This is a genomic window from Tolypothrix tenuis PCC 7101, assembly GCF_963874875.1.
Lineage (GTDB): Bacteria > Cyanobacteriota > Cyanobacteriia > Cyanobacteriales > Nostocaceae > Aulosira > Aulosira tenue.
On sequence record NZ_CAWNJS010000001.1, the window covers coordinates 6,868,866 to 6,890,265 of the forward strand.

At 38.6% G+C, this 21,400-nt stretch carries 14 protein-coding genes; 8 read left to right on the forward strand and 6 right to left on the reverse strand.

Going from position 1 to position 21,400, the window contains the following annotated elements; all coding sequences use genetic code 11:
* Positions 1–53 precede the first annotated feature (53 nt).
* The 3 genes from AACU25_RS27030 to AACU25_RS27040 all read left to right on the forward strand — a co-directional run bounded on the left by AACU25_RS27030 (position 54) and on the right by AACU25_RS27040 (position 4,125).
* Positions 54–686: an exopolysaccharide biosynthesis protein gene (locus tag AACU25_RS27030; RefSeq protein WP_096580960.1), complete on the forward strand. Its 633-nt coding sequence runs from the start codon at positions 54–56 to the stop codon at positions 684–686.
* Positions 687–910: 224 nt separating this feature from the next.
* Positions 911–3,121 carry a GUN4 domain-containing protein gene (locus AACU25_RS27035; RefSeq protein ID WP_096716312.1) on the forward strand — a complete coding sequence of 737 codons (2,211 nt, stop codon included), beginning with the start codon at positions 911–913 and terminating at the stop codon, positions 3,119–3,121.
* A gap of 326 nt (positions 3,122–3,447) precedes the next feature.
* Complete coding sequence (locus AACU25_RS27040) at positions 3,448–4,125, forward strand: sugar transferase (RefSeq protein WP_096580962.1); 678 nt, start codon at positions 3,448–3,450, stop codon at positions 4,123–4,125.
* Positions 4,126–4,352: 227 nt separating this feature from the next.
* Here the strand turns inward: AACU25_RS27040 and AACU25_RS27045 are convergent, their stop codons facing one another.
* The 3 genes from AACU25_RS27045 to AACU25_RS27055 all read right to left on the reverse strand — a co-directional run bounded on the left by AACU25_RS27045 (position 4,353) and on the right by AACU25_RS27055 (position 9,453).
* On the reverse strand, positions 4,353–5,462 hold the full coding sequence (locus tag AACU25_RS27045; protein WP_096580964.1) for a glycosyltransferase family 4 protein: 1,110 nt from the start codon (positions 5,460–5,462) through the stop codon (positions 4,353–4,355).
* A gap of 163 nt (positions 5,463–5,625) precedes the next feature.
* A complete protein-coding gene (locus tag AACU25_RS27050; protein ID WP_096580966.1) occupies positions 5,626–6,411 on the reverse strand; it encodes a PIG-L deacetylase family protein in 786 nt (261 codons plus the stop codon).
* An 813-nt stretch (positions 6,412–7,224) separates the two neighbouring features.
* Entirely contained in the window at positions 7,225–9,453 is a 2,229-nt protein-coding gene (locus AACU25_RS27055; protein WP_096580968.1) for an NHL repeat-containing protein, read from the reverse strand.
* A 1,283-nt stretch (positions 9,454–10,736) separates the two neighbouring features.
* Between AACU25_RS27055 and AACU25_RS27060 the strand changes: the two genes are divergently transcribed.
* Together AACU25_RS27060 and AACU25_RS27065 are read left to right on the forward strand one after the other, a co-directional pair.
* Positions 10,737–11,846 (forward strand): glycosyltransferase family 4 protein, encoded by a 1,110-nt coding sequence (locus AACU25_RS27060; protein WP_096584123.1) that lies wholly within the window; start codon positions 10,737–10,739, stop codon positions 11,844–11,846.
* Between the two features lie 137 nt (positions 11,847–11,983).
* The gene (locus AACU25_RS27065) at positions 11,984–13,159 is read left to right on the forward strand and encodes a glycosyltransferase family 4 protein (protein ID WP_096580970.1); all 1,176 of its coding nucleotides are present in this window, start codon (positions 11,984–11,986) and stop codon (positions 13,157–13,159) included.
* Positions 13,160–13,261: 102 nt separating this feature from the next.
* On the opposite strand, the gene AACU25_RS27070 is transcribed toward AACU25_RS27065, so the two are convergent.
* Together AACU25_RS27070 and AACU25_RS27075 are read right to left on the reverse strand one after the other, a co-directional pair.
* Complete coding sequence (locus AACU25_RS27070; RefSeq protein WP_096580972.1) at positions 13,262–13,633, reverse strand: hypothetical protein; 372 nt, start codon at positions 13,631–13,633, stop codon at positions 13,262–13,264.
* Between the two features lie 175 nt (positions 13,634–13,808).
* Positions 13,809–14,072, reverse strand: coding sequence for a hypothetical protein (locus tag AACU25_RS27075; RefSeq protein WP_096580974.1), 264 nt, complete (start codon positions 14,070–14,072; stop codon positions 13,809–13,811).
* An 860-nt stretch (positions 14,073–14,932) separates the two neighbouring features.
* Between AACU25_RS27075 and AACU25_RS27080 the strand changes: the two genes are divergently transcribed.
* The 3 genes from AACU25_RS27080 to AACU25_RS27090 all read left to right on the forward strand — a co-directional run bounded on the left by AACU25_RS27080 (position 14,933) and on the right by AACU25_RS27090 (position 19,671).
* Positions 14,933–16,027 carry a protein kinase domain-containing protein gene (locus AACU25_RS27080; protein ID WP_096580976.1) on the forward strand — a complete coding sequence of 365 codons (1,095 nt, stop codon included), beginning with the start codon at positions 14,933–14,935 and terminating at the stop codon, positions 16,025–16,027.
* A gap of 483 nt (positions 16,028–16,510) precedes the next feature.
* Positions 16,511–18,544, forward strand: coding sequence for a serine/threonine-protein kinase (locus AACU25_RS27085; protein ID WP_096580978.1), 2,034 nt, complete (start codon positions 16,511–16,513; stop codon positions 18,542–18,544).
* 104 nt (positions 18,545–18,648) lie between these two features.
* A complete protein-coding gene (locus AACU25_RS27090) occupies positions 18,649–19,671 on the forward strand; it encodes a WD40 repeat domain-containing protein (protein ID WP_096580980.1) in 1,023 nt (340 codons plus the stop codon).
* 406 nt (positions 19,672–20,077) lie between these two features.
* Here the strand turns inward: AACU25_RS27090 and AACU25_RS27095 are convergent, their stop codons facing one another.
* Positions 20,078–21,337, reverse strand: a complete 1,260-nt coding sequence (locus tag AACU25_RS27095) for a pre-peptidase C-terminal domain-containing protein (protein ID WP_096580982.1) — start codon at positions 21,335–21,337, stop codon at positions 20,078–20,080.
* Positions 21,338–21,400 lie beyond the last annotated feature (63 nt).

Below are 21,400 nucleotides of genomic sequence, written 5' to 3' on the forward strand. Positions count from 1 at the left end.
TAGAGCTATTGTATACATATATTAAATAATTTACTGAGATAAAGCTGGGGATTGTGGAAACTCGCATAGACTCAAGCCAAAAGCATTTAAGATTTTCTCAAGAAATTAAATCATTGTTGCAACACTTAGCTGAACAACCGCTCACTCTAGGAGATATTTTGGCAGAAACTTCAGAGAGAGGCTTTAGCTTAGTAATTGCATTATTAGTGTTGCCATTTTTGTTTCCGATGCCACCGGGTTTAACAGGGCCATTTGGTGCTGCTTGCTTGTTATTATCAATGCAGATGGTTTTAGGCAGGCGATCGCCTTGGTTACCCAAAAAAATGGCTAACTACAAATTTCCTCGCCGCTTTGCCCATGTTTTGTTACATAATCTGCGCCAAATCACCAGAATAGTAGAGAAAATTGCTCGTCCTCGGTTAGCAAAAATTGCCAATAGTTCTTGGGCTTGGCGGTTTAATGGGTTTTGCATTTCGTGGCTAACACTATTACTAATCTCGCCCATTCCCTTCACTAATCCCATCCCTACTATCGGAATTTTACTGTTAGCAGTTGCCACAATCGAATCCGATGGTTTATTGATGTGTATTAGCTACGTAATTACTATATTGATTACAGGAATCTTTGCATTTATTGGTTATGGTTTATGGTTAGCTCCGAGTTTGCTACCTGCTATTTTTAGGTAAATTTTAGGAGTGAGAATATTAGGAAAGAGATAATCCGTGTTACACTTCGTTAACGCACCATACGCATTAATGATTGATTTTTGATTTCCTTTGATGCGGAACTAAGTTGAAGCGCAACGCGTCTAGTTTAATCTGATACCATTTTTATCAAAGCTGCTGAGTTGATAATTTACTATCAGTCAGCAGTTAAATTGCTTTACTATACAGGGTTTTAATTTTTTTAAATGTGTCCAGTTGGGGTTCGTACTAGTCACTCAACTCATGCTTTAGAAACTGGGGTAGCAAAACTTTGGCTATTACTAGTGGGAGTCAACCAATACGAGGATGAGCAAATACCTGGTTTGCATTACTCGGCGTTGGATTGTCAGGGGTTAGGAGAAGCATTAAACGCCGCAACACAGGGATTTCCGCAAAAAGAGGTGATGATTTATCACGATTTTGGGGAACAGCAACCCAAGTTAGAAAATATTCGCGCCAGCCTCAAACAAATTGCAGCGGCTAGTAAACCGATTGACACAGTTATATTTTATTTCTCTGGGCATGGGATGCTTGACTCTTTGAGTCAGCAGGTGGTGCTATGTCTCCAAGATACTCAAAAAGAACAATTAACTGACACGGGTTTAAAGTTGCAGGAATTGTTGCAACTGTTAGAGAATTGTTCTGCTCAACAGCAACTACTCATATTAGATGCTTGTCATAGTGGAGGAATGACGCTGTTGGGTGCAAGAGGTGAAACAGATCCCCAACTCAACCCGACACTAGAGTTAGTGGAAGTTTTGCGAAAACGAGCTGCCCAAAGAAAAGGATTTTATGCTTTATTATCTTGCGATCGCGGCCAGCAATCTTGGGAATTTCCGCAATTAGGGCATGGTGTATTCACATACTATTTAATTCAAGGGTTAAGGGGAGAAGCTGCTGACTCTGTTGGTGTCATCGAAGCCGATGGACTTTATCGCTATGTTTACCACCAAACACTGACATATATAGATAAAGCTAATCAGCAGTTGCGAGTCATCAATCAGCTAAAAAAAGGACGGGGAGACAATTCCATCCATTCTGAATATCCTTCACAAACACCTAAGCGGATTGTAGAAGGAGTAGGAGAAGTAATTTTAGGACTGAAACCTCAGCAAATACCATCTTCCCAACATCCGCGACAAGCATTAATAGTAGAAGGACTCCCCAAAAGTAAAAATTCCTTAGATTTGAGTAAAATACTAAGTACGGCGGGCAGCTTTGAAGTAAATTATTGGACTGTGCGAGGCAAAAATTCCCAGTTGGATGTCCGCAAGGCGATTCAAAAGTGTTTACTATCACCATCTTTTGCGGAAACGACTACGCCAGAAGCAGCCACAACAGTATTTTTATATCTGCGTGGGCAAATTCGCGAGACAGAGCCAGGAGAAGCGAGATTAGTACTGTCCGAAGATATTTTTATTGAGCGTTCATGGTTAAGAAAACAGCTACGTCGATGTAGATCGCAACAAATCATTATTTTAGACTGTCCAGAACAACAGGGATTAGGGACAGTCTCAGTCCGTGATTGGGTAGAAGAACTGCAAATTGGATTAGATGCAGGACAGTGTTTAATTACGGCTGCTGTACCAGCTAATGACAGTGAAGTATTTGCTCAGACCCTGGTAGAAACTCTCAATCAAGGAATGCAGCCAACAGGACTCACCGCCGCAGCTTGGATTACACAATTGCAAGTGCAGTTAGCACAAACCGATATTCAATTATATTTTTGGTTATCTGGCTCTCAAGGAATTATAGAAATATTACCTGGAAAAACTTTATTTTCTGTAGAAAATTTACATACCAAACCAGAAAATACTGACAATTCCAAACCTGATGATTTGAGTTCAGCATTAGGAATTGACTACACTTATCTGCGCGATTTACTTAAAAATAAAAGGTGGTTAGAGGCGGATAAAGAAACTACAAAACTTATACTGAAAGCATCCGGAAGAAAAAAACAAAACTTTCTTGAAATTGAGGATGTAATAAATTTTTCTTGTAAAGACCTTTATACAATTGATAATCTGTGGGTAAATTATAGTTATGGGCACTTTGGCTTTAGTGTTCAACAACGTATCTGGCAAAGTATTAAAGATACTTCTGCAACTGATCCGCTGTTGGCTTTGATGATTGGTAATGCCAAAGTTGCTGCTTCCGAAACCTGCATTGATTTTGCTAATCGTGTTGGTTGGCGTTTGAAAGACTCATGGGTTGATTATGAAAATCTAGTCTGGCAAGGAGATGCACCTATAGGACATTTACCCTATTTCGGTTTTTTAGAACAGGTTTGGCGTGTCAGGCTGTTAGGTGTGTGGGAATGGCATAGTGCGATCGCAACAGCTTCATGGTGGGAATTATGCGTGGCTTTGTTTTCACGTCTTGAAAGTTGTCAAGTTGATGATTCAGAGACAGCGTAATTAAGAACCAATATTGCTGAGTTAAAAATTTTCAGATCCGAACTTAGTTTAGGGAAAAGGTTAAAGGTTTTCCCCTATTTCCTCTTGCTTTTTTGTCCTGAAATCACAAGTATCTCGATTGAAAATGTTGCAATAACGCATATATGTACAGATCAATATGGTGGTAAAAAAAATAGATGGACATTCAGCATTTTCCCGAAATTCCCCCATAGAGTGCTGTATCCCCATAAAGAATAAAAACTGGGTTTTCTCCTTTTTAAAAAAGTTAATTTTCACAATCGTAGTCACAAGTCAACAATTCTACCTTCATCACTTGAGGCAGGATAATGCAGCAAACAAAATTACATGAAATTCTTCCAGATACCTCTTTTTTGTCTTGGAAATTAGAGCCTAATCCCCATGCTTCAGTAACATCTAAATTCAAACGCTGTTTAGACATTGTAGGTAGCTTGGTAGGGCTGTTGATTCTAGCTATCTTGTTTGTGCCAATTGCGATCGCAATTAAAATCGATAGTTCTGGCCCAATTTTCTTTGCTCAAGAACGGTATGGATTGCAAGGAAAACCATTTCTTCTTTATAAATTCCGCTCAATGGTTACTGATGCAGAAGAATTAAAGGCTTTAGTAAGTAATGAGGCGAATGGACTAATATTTAAAAATAAAAATGATTTCCGAGTTACTAAAGTAGGTCGATTTTTAAGAAGCAGTAGTTTGGATGAACTACCGCAATTTTGGAATGTGTTACGCAATGAAATGAGCTTAGTAGGTACAAGGCCACCTACAGGTGATGAAGTAAGTAAATATACAAAAAGACATTGGCGGCGTTTAGATGTCAAACCTGGTTTAACCGGTGAATGGCAAGTTAACGGACGTTCTCAGGTAACTAATTTTGAGAAAATAGTTGACTTAGATTTACAGTATCAAGCCAGATGGAGTCCAATGTATGATTTGCTGTTAATTGTCAAAACATTTTACGTACTATTTGCGAGAATTGGAGCGTTTTAAAAAATTTCTCATTAGGGATTTATCCCCGTATAAATTTAATTGTAAGAGACCCAAGTTCCTCAAGAACTTGGGTCTCTAATTTTGATGATTTTAGTTGCATCATTCATAACCCTGTTTTCTCATTTTCTGTAGGGGTTTAGCAATGCTAAACCCTCTACCCATGTATTTGTATAATTATCTGTTAGCTGATTGTAGATAATTGGGAGAAATCTAATAGGATAAAATTGCTATTTGCTAACTAAAAGTTCTTGGCTAATGCTCAGATTAAACACTCTGTAGTTATCAAGTAGTTCATAGTATAAACTTAGCGTTTCCTCATGAACTCGGGTAACGCTGAAGCGTTCGAGGTTTTGTTTAGCTTGGGATTTCAATTTTTGTAGTTGTTCCGAATCTTTGAGCAAATACATTAAAGCATTTGCCAAAGTTTGACTATCTTTTGGTGGTACTAATAAACCAGCTTGTCCCCGATCCAAAGTTTCTGGAATACCATCGACATCGCTAGCAATAATTGCACAACCTGCTTCTCGCGCCTCTGTCAGCACTAATCCAAAGGATTCACAGTGAGAAGCGAGGACAAAGATATCAGAGGACAGCATATAGCGTTGCGGTTCTGACTGGAAACCTTCAAAATGAATGCGATTGCCAAAAGGGGTATTTTGCACCATAGCTTCAAACATAGTGCGATCGGGGCCATTTCCGACTAAATATAAATGTGCTTGCGGAACTTCTGCGGCAATTTTGACGAAGGCTTCTATTAATTCCACAATCCCTTTACGGGTATACATTCCAGCTACAGTAGTAATTGCTGGATGGCATAAAAGCATGGGTTGACAATCTTTAATACTACGATTTCGTGGGCTGTTTAATGTACCATTGGCGACGACTCGTAACTTACTCTTAGATATCCCACGCCGTACCATAGAATCAGCTACAGCATTGCTAACTGCAATCACTCGATCCGCTAATCCCATCAAGATAGCGCTGCGCTGAAACTCATTATGTACAGTAGAAACTAAACTATATTCACCACAGTTTCTTAAAAGTCCGGCTAGCACAACTCCTGTCATCATGTGTGCATGAACAATATCTGGCTGAAACTCTTGAATAATCTGGCGATAGCGCCAAGCAGCTTTAATTATATTGATGGGTGTTCTCGATTGATCGAGGTGAAAATGTTGCACGTCGTAATTTGCTAGTAAAGTTTCGTATTCTCCACCAGCTGATGCAACAGCAACATGATGACCATTTTTGGCTTGTAAACAAGCTAAATCTACTGCCACATTGACAATTCCGTTGCCAATTTGTTGTACATGATTAGTAATATGTAGTATCCGCATATAAGTTTTCTCCACAGAAGTTTTAGTTGCTGATTGATGATTTTTGTGGCGCACAAAAGTAGCCCAAAGACGACAATTGTCTTTAATGCTGAGGATAATAGTTGTTTACTACCCATTTAAATAAGGGTAGTATTTAGCTAAAAAATATGTTGATATTCAGCGATTATGAATCAGATTTAAAGAATATTTCATGTGAACTGGAAAATCGCTGAATAAATCCACGAGGCAGGCTTTCGATTTGAGAACAGTATGAAGAAATAGCTTGAGTTTTTTTATCTTGAACTGAGGCAATTGAGAGGTAGTAAGCTGCTGCGATATCCTGCAATTTGAGCAGAATAAATAATGGCGCTCTCCAAAATAACCAAATTGGATATTGCAACAAATCTACTGTGATTCCAGCTTGCGCGATCGCAGCCTTGACTAATTGGTAAGTAGCTTCATGATCTCGATGGCAATCTTTACGATGAGGAACATAAACTTCTTCAGGTTGATACTGCTTTAATAGCGCTGCTACCTGTATAATTGTCTGTTCTCTTTCGCGCTCGTCTAAATAAGGTAAAGTGCCATCAGGCTTTTCTAAAAAATGGATTTCCGAAGATTTAACACCCAGAATTTCTAAAGCCTTTACCGCTTCTTGTTTACGGATTTGGATAATTTTATCTGGTGTATTTACTTCAGAAGTACCTGCTCCTTGTCCATCTGTGAGAAAAGCTACTATTACGGGAATATTATGTTCTCTTTTCAGAGCAATCATCCCACCACAGCCAAATGTTTCATCATCTTGGTGCGGAGAAAATACCATAGCCGATTTCTGGGTAAATGCTATTGGCTGACTGCCTTTTCGCACAATCCAGCGAAATAGTAAGCTAGAGTGAATATCTTGTATTTGCTCCAGCCAAGTATGCGGAATTAATTTTTGTAATCGTTGTAAATAAATTTTGATACTCATAATAATTCACTAGATTAAGGGTTTTGTAATTCATAGTTACAGTTTTGGTTATTTGATTATTATTAAAACAATACTCTCGTATATTAGGAGGATTTATTGCTCCTTTTGTTTTGGTTTCGTTGTTCTAAAATCATAATTCAAGTACAAATTATTTGTCATCAAAGATATTTATTGTTTTCAAAAAGAATTTAATTTCAAGAAAGCAAAATATGAAGTTAGTTTAAACATCAATATATCAAGTGCAAATGATAAAACTTTATATTGCTCATTCTTAGATAATCCAAAATAGCTAATTGAGAGAAATAATCACTATAAAGTATACATATACAGTAATTCGATTGGATTTCTGAAAAAATCTCAGCAAGAAAAGCTTTGGAAGTGATGCCTTACTATCGCTGCTAACACATCCAACTTGAACTTCAAAAATCAAATATGAATCCTATAAACTGTGCAATAAAACTTACACGTATTCTTATGAATAGAATTTTGTAATAACTATGGTAATTTCTATATTAGCTTTGAACTGATGCGTTACGCTATCGCTAACGCATCCTACTGGCGTGGCAAGGCTAAAATAGTGGAGTATGAATTAGTTTGATTTGTTTTCATCTACAGGTAATTTTTTTCAATCTAATGCACTATTTTAGCTGTGTCAGTCCACTACTTGAACTTCAAAAATTAAATATAGGTTATATATAATTGCAAAATTATGTATATAAAAGTCGTACATAATTTGTGAAATTTAGCGGTGTCTAGATACCCAACTTCTTAAAGAAGTCGGGTATCTAAAAACTCGGAAGATGGAAATTGATATTATCCTCGTAGACGATAGATCAGTACTTTGCCTTTCCAGTCTTCTTCTACAAACACTAAATATTCACCATCTGAACGGCGAAAAGCGCGGATACCGTGGGGAATATCAATCCAACCGCTTTCACCTGCAACTTCTGGGCCGGGTTTGAACTGTTGTACTTGCACTCCGGTGGCGGCGTTGTATACATGGACTTCTGCGGTCTTTAATGTCACAGCAAACACATAGTCTCCGGCTACACTCATCGACATTGTGGAAACTTCACGCTTCCCTGTGGTGTCATGAGGTACTACGGTGCGCCATAGAGGAGTAGGATTCTCTTTTTGTTTACTCCAATTATCAAACCGGACAATTTCAGAACCAACCACCCCACTATCATCACCAACTGGCGGATGATCTGCGGTAAAGCCTGACAAATACATCGTATCTGTATCTGGGAAATACTCAATCCGCCGTAAATCGGTAAACAGATTGGGGGTTTTGTACTTTTGCATGGAACTATAAGTATAGATGGGGTTGCCATGCTCATCTAGTCCTTGTAAAGGATAGTGGCGAATACCAATACCATCTTGAGTCCGCAAAGTCTTCCAGACATCGCCTTTACTGTCTACCCACCAGCCGCCGAAGTAGGGATAATCTTCGCTACTATCATATTCACCTGAATCGAAGGCACCATTACCATTGCGATCGCGCCAAATCCATTCGCCTTTTTTTGGTTGATTTGGTGGCCAGTTCCCAGCGATTGATTGTTTACCTTCGGCGTTAGTACCAACAAACATTCCCGATGGGATCGCAATTTTGCTTTTGTTGCTATTATCAAAACGATAAATTTGCAAAAAGCTGCTATACATATCTGTGAGGAACATAAAGCGCTTACCTTTGATACGCCTGATAAAAGTCCCATCTGGGGATGTATGCAGACGTGGATCTTGAGGATATTTGAAGGGATTGAGAGTGTAATTTTTGAAAGTCCATTTCTTCCCAGCCGGCTGGCTGTAGTCCATGACAAAGTGTTCTTGCTTGGCGAACACATCAACGCCATCAGTTTGCGGATCTGCATCTGCATTATCCACAAATAGCAATCCCAACAATTGCCATAGTTTTTTTCCTGAGGGTGAAAACTTCCTTAAATCAGTCCCAGGTCTGTGGAAACCATTATTGCTAACGTAGATATTTCCACCTGCATCTGTACCTACTGCTGTAATTCCGTAAAGTTTCAAATCTTGAACTTCCCCCGGATTACCTGCAAAAATACCCCCTTTAGTACCGAAAGTCCCAACCTGTGTTGGCTTTTCAGTAACGTTATAAATCAATATTTGCTGACGCGGCCCATTCTCGGCTATTAACAGTCTCCCTTGAGGATCGAGTGCGATCGCAGTTGGTTCGACAACTTTCGTAATCTCTTGTGGTAGTTTTTTCCCATCCTGGGAATAATGCAAAATCTTGGCAGGATTACTACTATTTTTATTTTGAATAATCCACAGATTACCTTGGCTATTAATAGCGATCGCACCAGGTCTGATGAAGTTAAAGCTGCGTAATTCTTTCATCGTTTCGGTACTATAAACGCGAATCCGATTTGCCGCAGGGTCACTTATATATAATTCTTTTTTAAAAGTTGCTAATCCAGTCAATTCAGCTTTCTGACTGATAATTAACATACTTTTATCCCAACCACGTCCCCCAGAAAATGGCGCAGGTTTACCAGATAAATCATACCTTCTCACACAATACCAATTTGTACCATCTAGAGGATAATCTTTCTCGGTTTTACCTATAGAACCTTGAGTTATAGCTAAGTAAATATATTTGTGATTAACTGTTATGGCTTTGCCACCCAGACGACTCCAACCGTGAGTATCATCAAGCATACCCGCAATCTTACCATCTTTATATATTCCTGCTTCTCTACCTGCTTCATCCCAAATACTATTGGTATATACAGTGCCATTAGCAGCAACATACATTGCATCTATATTATTTTGTACCCAATATTTTCCACCACCAAAAGTATTACCAATCCATGTTGTTTTGTAAGTGCTGGTTGGCGAACCACTCACAGTCCAACGTGTTGTCATGCTGAAAGAAGCGAAAATAACTCCCATCGTGAGGCAGAGTAAAAATGTCAACATTTTTCTCTGTCGCGAATTACGTTGTTGAAATAGCGTTTTAATAAAATTTGCTAAATGGTAGCAGATAAGTTGAATTTTCTGCATGAAGCTAAAGTCCATAAAATCTCCAATGGTATCTGGTGCTGATGCATAAAATTTTATTTGTAGCGTGGCAGAGCATATTGCAACCTATTACTTAGCAATTAAAACCTAAATTTATAAATTAGCTAACTGCAATGTACTATTTCATACATTGCTTTTTTGAATCATGATTATCTAAATAATTAGTTATTTAATTAGTAATCAACTAAAAAAATACCAGTTATATAGTCAGCATTTTACGGCTGATCAACGCCAATAAATTGACTTATGATCAGCTTTTCAAGTTGGGTTAGCAGACTACTATAACCCCGATTCATGAATAAACCCAAAGCAGATTATCTGTTGAGTAATACTAGATGTTTTCTTCCAACCCTGACAAGAACTAGTACCCACTCTATAATTTGCTAAGGTTTACCGAATACTGAATCGGCGTTATAGGTCAGCACCAATTAAAATTAACTATCAAACCCCTGGTGTATTTAACTTGAATATCTGGAAGATTAACTTTTATTGATTCTTTTACTTATTTTGTAGTCTATTAATTAAATTTGTCTAGCTGTAGAGCATAGATGATTGAATCATCATGATTAATCTTCCTTTAAAAGAATATACACATAAATAACAAAAATTCGACAACTATAATTTTATGTTCACCAAAAATTTATAAAAAACACATTATTTTTTTAAGGTAAATTTTATTAGTATTAATTTTTACTCCATGAGTTAAAAATATAGTAAAACCTAATACATAATTTTGCTGAAGGCATCAATTTTTACTAAAAGCTATGACAATAATTTCTCCTGACATTATTATTTGATTGTGATAAAGATGACATAATAGCTAGTTACTAAAAATAGAAAAGCCCCTATTTGCAATATTTTGAATGCATTATATCCCAGCTATAAAAGTATAATATTAATCTTTGACGCTGTTAAACAGTTAATAACAACACTAATAAAAAGTTCCTAGTTGACAGCGAAAATTATATCGCCTATAACAGAAAATTCTATCTAAATTATTCTTAATTGATGTTTGGCAATTTCTGAAAAAATTGTTAAAAACAAATTTGATGATGCTATAAATTAGCTGAAAAATATTCATAGCAATAGCAGTGAAAAGTTCTGATGATATGCTAAAGCGCCGAATAAAAGTACTAGCAACAGCAATTTATTGTTGAATTCAAAAGCCGGGTTGAGCTTGGTATGAAAATGCGAGGAAGCCAGTTCAACAGAACACAGGAGTAACATAGGTGGAAGGTAACACAGACAATTTCGCTTCAGCATCTATTCTCACTCTGGGAATGGGCTGGTTTCCCAAAACACCTGGAGGATTAGAACGGTATATTTACGAACTAACTCATCAATTATCAGCGAATCAAGACAACGTAGAATTATGTGGAGTTGGTTTACCAAATATAGAAAATCTGCCTATAAAATTAACTAACTTAGCTGAACCTGATAGTCCAATTTGGCAACGTTTATGGTCTATTCGTAAGAATTTTCGCCAAACTAGAATCCGCAAACCAGACGCTATTAATTTGCATTTTGCATTATATAGCTTTCCAATTTTAGATATTTTGCCTAAAGGAGTACCAATTACTTTTAATTTTCATGGCCCTTGGGCTTCTGAAAGTCAGCAAGAAGTAGAAAATCAAAGGATGAAAGTTTTGTTAAAGCGCTGGCTGATAGAACAAAGCACCTATAAACACTGCGATCGCTTTATTGTTCTCAGCAAAGCCTTTGGCAATCTTCTCCATCAACAATATCAAATTCCCTGGAGCAAAATTCACGTAATCCCCGGTGGCGTTGATATTCAGCGATTTCAAGCCAATTTATCACGGCAAGATGCCAGAAGCAAATTAAACTGGCCTGATAACCGTCCAATATTATTTACATCGCGCCGCTTAGTGCATCGTGTGGGAGTAGATAAATTATTGGAAGCGATCGCAACTATTAAGCCTAGAATACCTGATGTGTGGTTAGCGATCGCTGGGCGCGGACATATCCAAGCTGCACTACAACAGCAAGCTACAGAATTAGGGTTAGAGGATAACGTTAAATTTTTAGGTTTCTTACCTGATGAGGATTTACCCTTAGCTTACCAAGCTGCTGACTTAACAATCATGCCTAGCCAATCCTTTGAAGGGTTTGGATTAGCAGTCGTAGAATCCTTAGCCTGTGGTACTCCTGTTATTTGTACCCCAGTTGGCGGAATGCCAGAAATTCTATCATCCTTCTCACCAGATTTAATTACTACTTCCACCGCAGCCTCAGCCATTGCAGAAAAATTAGAACAAGCACTACTGCAAAAGTTACTAATCCCTTCCAGAGAAAGCTGTCACCAGTACGCCGCTACGCATTTCAACTGGCAAAAAATAGCCCAGCAGGTGAGGGAAGTTTTGTTGGCGTGAGGGGAGGTTGGGGACTGGGGACTGGGGACTGGGAAAGAGGGAAAGCATGGGGGCAGGGGGCAGGGGGCAGGGGGCAGGGGGAGAAATACTGAATGACAAACACCAATTACCAATTACCCATTACCAAATGACAAATTATGAAAATTCTATTTTTAGATCAAAGTGGTAAGCCCGGGGGCGCAGAATTATGTTTGATAGATATTGCTAAACCTTACCGCGATCGCTGTCTCGTTGGGTTATTTGCTGATGGGCCTTTTAAAACTTTACTCCAGCAAAACCAGATTCCGGTGGAGGTTTTAACCAATCAAGCTATCTCTGTGCAAAAATCTAGTAGCTTTCTGCAAGGATTAGCCAGTTTTCAGCAACTGCTACCTCTAATCGCGAAGGTAGTACAGATAGCTCAAGATTATGATGTTATTTATGCCAATACTCAAAAGGCATTAGTTATTGGTGCGATCGCAAGTTTTTTCGCTCGTCGTCCTCTGGTTTATCATTTGCATGATATTCTCTCCAAAGAGCATTTCAGCCAAACTAACCGCAGTATTGCTGTTAACTTAGCTAATTATTTTGCATCTTTAGTGATTGCTAATTCTCAAGCAAGTCAGCAAGCCTTTGTAGAAGCAGGCGGACGTGAAGATATTACCGCAGTTGTCTATAACGGCTTTGACTCAAAAATGTATCAAACCTGTGAGTCTGATAGACAAAAATTAAAAGCAGAATTAGGGCTAACAGGAAAATTTGTAGTTGGACATTTCAGCCGTCTCTCACCTTGGAAAGGGCAACATATTTTAATTGATGCCATTGCCAAATGTCCTGAAGAAGTAACAGCAATTTTAGTTGGCGATGCACTTTTTGGTGAACAAGATTATGTGCAACAATTACACCAACAGGTTGCTAAATTAGGGCTAGAAAACCGCATCAAGTTTTTAGGATTCCGTACTGATATTCCGCAATTAATGGCAGCTTGTAACTTGGTTGCTCATACTTCCACTTTTGCAGAACCCTTTGGCAGAGTCATTGTTGAGGCGATGCTATGCGGCACACCTGTAGTCGCAGCCAAAGCTGGGGGTGCAATAGAATTAGTGGAATCTGGGATTAATGGTTTTTTAGTTAATCCTGGTGAAGCTGAGGAATTAGCACAAGTAATTAATATCTGTCTGCAAGATACAGATGAAATTACAGCTATGGCGAATCATGCTAGAAATATTGCTAGTCAGCGTTTTGATGTGACAAATATTAATCAACAAATTGCTCAATTATTATCATCTAAATTTCCTCAACAAATATCGCCATCACTTCTACCAAATTTATAAATAAAAGTAGAATGCGTTAGCAATAGCGTAACGCATCGAAAATTTGAGAAATCCAACGAGGATATAGGTGTTGGGTTTACTTTCGTCAACCCAACCTTTTAATTACAATCCAACTAATTCGCGAGATTCAAAATCAGTTAATTGTTGAGCAATAGCTAATCTCGCTTCCAACTTAGCGACACTAAACTGATTACGCAAGTATTCCAAATGAGCGATCGCATTTGCTTTATCACCAGTTAATCTAATTTGGGTGTCGATTGCCTTTTGGTATTCTTGATTCACCAGCAGCACTTCAAAGCGACGCGCTTTCCTTTGAGCATCGTTTTTCAGATCCATATCAAAGGAAGCGCTACGATCAGCATTGCCTTCAAATCTGTTAATTTGCTGTTGAACTGCCATCAATTGAGAGTCTATTTCATTCACTCTTTGGGCAGCTTGAACTATTGCATCTGGATAATAACTCAGTTGCATCATCAAATAATCTTCCTTGCCAAAAATATTGACCGAAAATCTAGCTATATTGCTATAGCTTTACTAGCGAATTGGTGAAAAATTCTGGGAGCAAAATTTAATTTTTCACCGCTAATCTGTGATTGCTATATCATTAGAAATGAGGGGTAAAAATTCAGCACTTTGCCTTTCGCAGTAATTACGCCACTTCTCGTAATTGCGATTGATTATTCATCTCTGGGAATGAAAGCGATAGTTGTTCAGCTTGTGGTACAGCCGCTTGTTCCAAAACAGTTACTTCGATGTTCACACTCACTAAATAACTGCCTGTATCAGCACCAACCGCATCAGCAATTATTTTGGCAATATCTGGGCGTTTTGCAGTGAGTGGATCGCGCAAAATACACCGATCCCATTCATGTTTAGCAGTGGGATTAAGGTTGAGAATGTAGTGCTTCATCATAGAATTTTTAATCCATCTTCCATAAAACTGCTACAGAGCCATTTTGCACTTCAACAGGCTTTGTGGGCGCTATACTATCATTATAGTACATTTGTACGCTATTGTGTGGAATTCAAGCAGAAAAAGGGTTTCAAAGCAAAGGGATCTGGGAGCAAGAAGTTGGGAAAAGGGGAAAGGTTTTGTATTTTACCCAAATACAGTTCATTTCAGCTCATTAGCGATTGATTTGTCACTTATTAAAGAAGCCAACTCAATTGGGGGATTCTCCCCCAAACCCCCGATTGGGTGACGGTTGCGTCCCCCAAACCCCCTCCAAAATTATTTTTCTGTTTTTTTTGTTGAGTAACTAGTTTTTTGGTTTTGTGATCAATTAATTTTCCTAACTGAACTGTATTTTATCCTTCCCCTTTAACCTTTTCCCTTTTCCCACCTCTGGCAAAAAGCACTTTTGCCAGAGGTCTACTTAAGTAAGTGCTATGGGAGCCTAGACTGTGCCATATATTGTATTTTATTAAACAATAAAGGACGATTTTATTCTCGGTAATTACGTAAATATTGAGTGAATTTCGCATTTTTTATTAAAAACTCATAATCACTAGGACATTTGTTAAGTCTTTTATAATAGGTGAATTAATTATTTAGCTGAGATATAAGCATTTAATATGCAGCATTTTACTGCTTACTGGTAAGCTACTTAATTTCTCTTGAAAAATATTATATCTTTTTAAAATTTTTACGGGCTGTTTTGTATTTATACAGTGTCAAATATCATGATTTAGCAAAGATATAGTATTTCTACTAGCGCTCAGTTGTCTTTATCTGTAAATTAAAGGCAAGCAGAGAGTAGTAATTCTTGAGAGATGAATATAATTTCCCCACAAATGAAGTATTTCCACGAGTCTATATTGCAGCAAACTCGACTGAGTCAGATGTGCGGAACTCAAGAACTATTTCGCGATCGCTATGAAATTGTCAGAATTTTAGGTAGAGGTGGTTTTGGAATCACCTATTTAGCAAAAAATGCAGTATTACCAGGTCAACCTTGGTGTGTAATTAAGCAACTTTCTCCTAAAGTAACTAACACTAGTATTTGGGAAAAAGCTTATGAGCGATTTGAAAAAGAAGCACAAACTTTAGCAAAATTGGGTAGTCATCCTCAAATACCTATGCTGTTAGACTACTTTGAGGTTAATGGCACATTTTATTTAGTCCAAGAGTATATACATGGTTATAATTTAGCCTTCGATGTCAAACGCAACGGGCCAAAAAACGAAGCTGAAGTTAAGCAGTTTTTAAAGGAAATATTACCAGTATTAGATTATCTACACGAACATCAGATTGTGCATCGTGATATCAAGCCTCAGAACTTATTACGTTGCAAATATGACCAGAGATTTGTGTTGATTGATTTTGGTGCAGTCAAAGAAGAATTGGCTGATGTTTGTGGAAATTCCCGCGATGATGATGCTACTAATACTTTTGTGGGGACGATAGGATTTGCACCACCAGAACAGTTTTCTCTACATTCTGTTTATGCTAGTGACATTTATGCGCTAGGTATGACTTGTCTTTATTTACTAACTGGTAAAGGGCCTCTAGAATTTGCCTATGATCATGATAATGATGAAGTTTGCTGGCAACAAGAAGTTAATATCAGCAGCAATTTTGGCAAAATTTTAGGTAAAATGCTCAAGATTTCCTTAAAAGAGCGTTTTCAAACAATTGACGAATTGAAAAGAGCGTTAGAGTTGGAAGAGTATGCACCCGCATTAACTGAATGTTTAGCTATCCAAACCCCTAGAGTTATTAATAAAACCAAAGCAAAAGAGCCTACTTCGCAGATGTACTTACCTTATGTCCAAAGGACTGCGATCGCTATTCGGGAATGGAAAGAAAAACGTAGGGAAAAAGAAGCATACAATAATTTGAAACAATGCTTACATAAAGTTAAGTAAAAGGCAGTAAACAAAAGGGAACAGATGATAATGCTCATTTACATTTCTTTCTCTACTGCCATCTTTTTACTTACTCTTTTCAGTAATATTTAAATTTTTGGGTAGCGAATGATATAGAACTGATATTTGATATGTGAAAAAAATCAGTATCCTTTATAGCCATTCTTCTCTTTTCTCTACCCAAACCCATAATTTCAGACATCAAATCGGATTGCCATAGCCAAGTAAATATTCTCTGACTTGCTTTTTTACAATACTGCTAAATTAGATTATTATATAATCGAGAAATAATTCTACTGGCTCTTTTGGTTTTCCCCAAATTGAGGAAAATTGACTATAATCTACAAACGCTGACTATATTAAGTAATTCCCCATTCCCAACCAAGGGTTTTTCTACCATCACTACAACAGAGCCAATCTACCAACAGGGAAATTGCGGGTCAAACTTAGCATAAATTGTCATGCAGTAGCGCCTGTCACATCATGATCTGCTGCTTAAATCCCGATTGTCCAAATCCTTTAAATCCTGATGAAAATAAGTTTTGCCAATCTTGTAATACCCCACTTATCAGCCTTTTAAGAAATCGCTTCCGTGTTATTCGCGTGCTTTCTGATGAGGGGGGATTTGGTAGAACTTACCTATCACAAGATGTAGATAAACTACATGAACGTTGCGTGATCAAGCAATTAGCTCCGAAGTTCCAAGGAACTTGGTCACAAAAAAAAGCGATGGAGTTATTTGCAGAAGAAGCTAAACGCTTGCAACAACTCGGAGAACATCCGCAAATTCCCACACTTTTAGCTTATTTTGAGCAAGATCACTGCCTATATTTAGTGCAGCAGTTTATTAATGGGCATAATTTGTTAACGGAGTTACACAAACGCAAAACCTATAAAGATAAAGAAATTATCGAAATTTTAAATGATTTACTCCCGATTCTGAAATTTATTCACGATCGCGGAGTTATTCATCGCGACCTCAAGCCAGAAAATATTATTCGCCGTCATAATGATAGACGCTTATGTCTGATAGATTTTGGTTCTTCAAAACAGTTAACAGCCAGAGTTCAAAATAAAACTGGTACTTCTATTGGTTCTCATGGTTACTCACCAATTGAACAAATTAGAGATGGTCAAGCTTATGCAGCTAGTGATTTATTTGGCTTAGGAACTACTTGCTTTCATCTATTAACAGGAATTTCCCCTTTTCAATTGTGGACAGAACATGGATATTCTTGGGTGACAAATTGGCGACAATATTTGCGTAGTCCCCTAAGTCCAGAATTGGATAAGTTGTTGGATAAGTTGTTACAAAAAGATATCCGCCAGCGCTATCAATCAGTTGATGAAGTCATCAAAGATTTGTCGTTTAAACAACCACTGCGACTGCTGCCTTCTGTTAAATTAACTGGTAAAACCCCAACAACTCAAACACAACGTTTACCTAAAAAATATAACTTCTTCAGACTTTTGGTCTTAACATCTGCGGCAACTCTACTGTTTGGATTTGGTGAATCTTGGTATAAACAAATATACAAACTCCAAACTAATTTATCTTCTCGCCTGACTCAAGTTCATAATCATGGCGATCGCAGCGATGCGGTTTTGGATCAGCCACAGATAGCTTTGGGGAACATTTCCTTGGCTAATACCTTACAAACCAACGAGAATGGCATTGTATCTGTGGCTATTAGTCCCAATGGTCGGTTGCTAGCAAGTAATAGCGATCGCACAATCCAAGTATGGAATCTCGCCACTGGTAAGGAAGTCTCCAACCTCAAAGGCCACTCCCAAAGGGTGAATGTGGTGGCGATTAGTCCTAATGGCAAAATTCTCGTGAGTGGTAGTGAGGACAGCACTATCAAAGTTTGGAATTTGTCCACAGGTAAATTAATCCGTACCTTGGAAGGACATACAGATTCAGTTCATGCTTTAGTAATTAGCGCCGATGGTAAAACCCTTGCTAGTGGAAGTGATGATAACACCATCAAACTATGGAATCTGGAAACAGGTAAGCATCTCCGCACATTGGTAGGACATGAATTTTGGGTGCGATCAATTGCTATGAGTCCAGATGGTCAAATTTTGGCTAGCGGTAGTTTTGATAAAACTATCAAACTGTGGAATGTAGCTAAAGGATATGCGATTCGTACCCTCATAGGGGATGGAAAAACTATTACATCTCTGGCTATTAGTCCGGATGGAAGAATATTAGCTAGTGCTAACCGCGATCGCACAATTAAACTCTGGAACTTATCTAATGGAACAGCAATTCGCACCCTCTCAGGTCATGTAAATACTGTTACATCCCTTGCTATGAGTCCAGATGGCAAAACCCTAGCTAGTGGGAGTCGCGATCGCACAATTAAACTGTGGAATTTATCTAATGGAGAGAATATTTTAACACTAAATGGACACAGAAATACCGTAAACTCTATTACTTTTAGTTCTAATGGTCAAACTATAATTAGCGGTAGTGAGGACAATACTATAAAGATTTGGTATATACGTAAGTAAAAAATCCGAGCTTACAATATAATACTCTTTTATACAGTCAGTAATTCTATCGAAATGCTTGCTATATTGTGCAGCATAAGGATAATGCCACTGGGAGATCTGCGATGTCTGTAAATAAAACTAACTCCGCACTGCGAGTCCTCACAGCCACAGTCTTCCTGCTTTCGGGAGTCGGGGGAGTTGTGTCTTCCGAAGTTCCCTCAATTGCAACCGGTGAGACATCTTCTCCGAAATTGCCAGTATCAGATGTCTTAACTCTTAAAGGCAGTTCTGGATCGGTGAAGGGCGTTGCTATCAGCCCCAATGGTAAAACCTTGGCTAGTGTAAGTACAGATAATCAGATCAAACTGTGGAATTTAGCTACTGGCAAAGAAATCCAGACTCTAGAAGGTCATACTAACTGGGTAAATTCCGTAGTATTTAGCCCAGATGGCAAAACTCTTGCTAGTGGTAGTTTAGATAAGACGATTAAGTTGTGGGATGTGGCTAGTGGCAAAGAAATCCGCACGCTCAAAGGACATCTGTTATCTGTTGAATCTATCTCCTTCAGCCGAGATGGTACTAAATTGGCTAGTGCTAGCTGGGATCAAACTCTAAAAGTTTGGGATGTGGCTACTGGAGAAATTATACGCACACTCAAAGGACAGTGCGACATATTTAATTCTGTAGCTTTTAGCCCAGATGGTAATACTGTTGTTAGTAGCAATCATTTTGATAAGAATGTCAAACTGTGGAATATTTCCACTGGAGAAGTCATACATACCCTCAGTGGTCATACTGATGTAGTTAATTCTGTAGCCGTTAGTCCTGATGGTCAAACCGTAGCTAGTGGCAGTTGGGATGGCACAATCAAACTGTGGAATGCCTCAACAGGAAGGGAAATCACTACCCTCAGAGGTGATAACAAAAGAGTTTGGTCTGTAGCCTTCAGTGCCGATAGTAAACACCTAGTGAGTGGTGGCTGGGATGGTACAGTCAGAGTGTGGAATGTCCCAGAAAAGCAAGAAATACAGACTTTAACAGGGCATAAAAGCAAAATTTGGGCTGTAGCCTTTAACCCAGATGGCAAGACTGTTGTGAGTGCTAGCAAAGACACCACTATCAAAGTTTGGCCAGTAGTACAGTAAGGACTTCCAAGTTTTCTTGGCAGGGGGGCAGGGAGCAGGCAGTGGTGTCAACTTAACGTGAAACCCGCTCTTGTGCAAGGTTTTGCCCTCACCCCCAGCCCCTCTCCCACAGGGAGACGGGAGCAAGAAATTTAGTTCCCCTTCTCCCGGGGGAGAAGGGGTTAGGGGATGAGGGCGCGAGGTATTTGTACAACGCCCGCCCTATATAGCTTTTAGCTTAAGTTGACACAACTGGGGAGCAGGGAACAGGGGGAAAATAAAAATATTCTCGGACTATATTTGGATAATTTATTTTCTGGAAGTCCCTAAGAAGCTATTTTTCTTGGGTTTGGGTGTTGAGTGTTTGATATTTTCACCCATTACCCATTACCCATTACCCAATCCCCAATCCCCAATCCCCAATCCCTTAATACATCGTCAAGCGATATCTACCACGTTGTTGGGGATTATTAGAAACTACCACGACATAGTAAGTATCATCTTCAGGCAATCTAGCTCTGTCAATCAGGGCGCTATACTTGCCATCTTGACCATTATCCGTAGCAACAATTTTGCCTTGAGAATTTAATAAGACTAGATAAGGAGAAAATTCTTCAAAGACGCTATCTACACGAATACTAACTAGCTGATTTTTTTTCCCTTCAAACTTAGATACATTGTAGGGGTTTTTGTTTTGCTTGAGAGTAAGACTTTGAGCAGTTAGTTCGCCAGATTCGTCTAAATTATAGCTAGCCCTATCATTTCTCAATGCTAAACTATAGCGGCCTGTATCTCCTGGGTTGCTACTAGTAACTGCGATCGTATATGTACCTTGAACAGGTAGTCTCACAAATACAAATGCATCTTTAATCCCACCTGTTGTTTGAGCACTGCTGCGTTTGACAATAACATTATTATCAGGGTCAAGCAGAAACATATAAGGGGTGAGACTCAAGTTATTAGAACGGCGTGTATCAGTACTACCACCGAGTCGAATTTGGATGAGTTGGTTTTCTCTCCCTTCAAATTGGTAGAAGTGAAAATACCTACCTTGAGACTGAAAATCACCTTTACCTAAAATACCGAAGGCGAAATCTACAAAGTTAATTGGCTTGTAATTGAGATTTTTCGGTGGAGAAACTGGCGCAGGCTGGCGATTTGGCCTGTTACCTGTTGATGGTTGAGTACTCGGTTGATAACCACTGGAACTAGGACGGGTAGAACCATTATTTGAGGGTTGAGGCGCTGGTGTGGTATCTACTGGTTGAGAAGTTCTCGGTTTGGGAGTAGGTGCTGGTGCGGTATCTACTGGTTGAGAAGTTCTCGGTTTAGGAGTAGGTGCTGGTGTGGTATCTACTGGTTGAGATTGACTAGGTTTGGAAGTAGGCGCTGGTGCAGAATTTGTGGTTGCAGGCGGTACACGTGGGGGTATGGGTGAATCAATAGGTTGCTTAGGCTGTGAAGATGCTGGTGGTGGAGTAGTAGGAATCTGTTCAATTCCTTGTTCTACAGCCTCCGGTTGCCTTTCATCTGGTGTTTTAGCGATGGTAAATTTTACTGTAGATTCGGGAATTGTTAAAGCACCAATAGGTAGAGAATAACTGGTTAGTAACAAGCTACCACTCAATGAAAAAATTACACCTAAGTGCGATCGCAAAAGATATTTTTTATGATTTTTCTCTAGCATTTTTCACTCCTCATTTATTGCCTCAATTAAGCTGAGGCTAGGCACTGCAATTGGACTAAAAAT

What these genes read in the sequence shown, in the direction of transcription:
- AACU25_RS27035 (WP_096716312.1), top strand. Translation starts at nt 911, where the DNA reads ATGTGTCCAGTTGGGGTTCGTACTAGTCACTCAACTCATGCTTTAGAA.
- AACU25_RS27040 (WP_096580962.1), top strand. Translation starts at nt 3,448, where the DNA reads ATGCAGCAAACAAAATTACATGAAATTCTTCCAGATACCTCTTTTTTG.
- AACU25_RS27045 (WP_096580964.1), bottom strand. Translation starts at nt 5,462, where the DNA reads ATGCGGATACTACATATTACTAATCATGTACAACAAATTGGCAACGGA.
- AACU25_RS27050 (WP_096580966.1), bottom strand. Translation starts at nt 6,411, where the DNA reads ATGAGTATCAAAATTTATTTACAACGATTACAAAAATTAATTCCGCAT.
- AACU25_RS27055 (WP_096580968.1), bottom strand. Translation starts at nt 9,453, where the DNA reads ATGGACTTTAGCTTCATGCAGAAAATTCAACTTATCTGCTACCATTTA.
- AACU25_RS27060 (WP_096584123.1), top strand. Translation starts at nt 10,737, where the DNA reads ATGGGCTGGTTTCCCAAAACACCTGGAGGATTAGAACGGTATATTTAC.
- AACU25_RS27065 (WP_096580970.1), top strand. Translation starts at nt 11,984, where the DNA reads ATGAAAATTCTATTTTTAGATCAAAGTGGTAAGCCCGGGGGCGCAGAA.
- AACU25_RS27070 (WP_096580972.1), bottom strand. Translation starts at nt 13,633, where the DNA reads ATGATGCAACTGAGTTATTATCCAGATGCAATAGTTCAAGCTGCCCAA.
- AACU25_RS27075 (WP_096580974.1), bottom strand. Translation starts at nt 14,072, where the DNA reads ATGATGAAGCACTACATTCTCAACCTTAATCCCACTGCTAAACATGAA.
- AACU25_RS27080 (WP_096580976.1), top strand. Translation starts at nt 14,933, where the DNA reads ATGAATATAATTTCCCCACAAATGAAGTATTTCCACGAGTCTATATTG.
- AACU25_RS27085 (WP_096580978.1), top strand. Translation starts at nt 16,511, where the DNA reads ATGATCTGCTGCTTAAATCCCGATTGTCCAAATCCTTTAAATCCTGAT.
- AACU25_RS27090 (WP_096580980.1), top strand. Translation starts at nt 18,649, where the DNA reads ATGTCTGTAAATAAAACTAACTCCGCACTGCGAGTCCTCACAGCCACA.
- AACU25_RS27095 (WP_096580982.1), bottom strand. Translation starts at nt 21,337, where the DNA reads ATGCTAGAGAAAAATCATAAAAAATATCTTTTGCGATCGCACTTAGGT.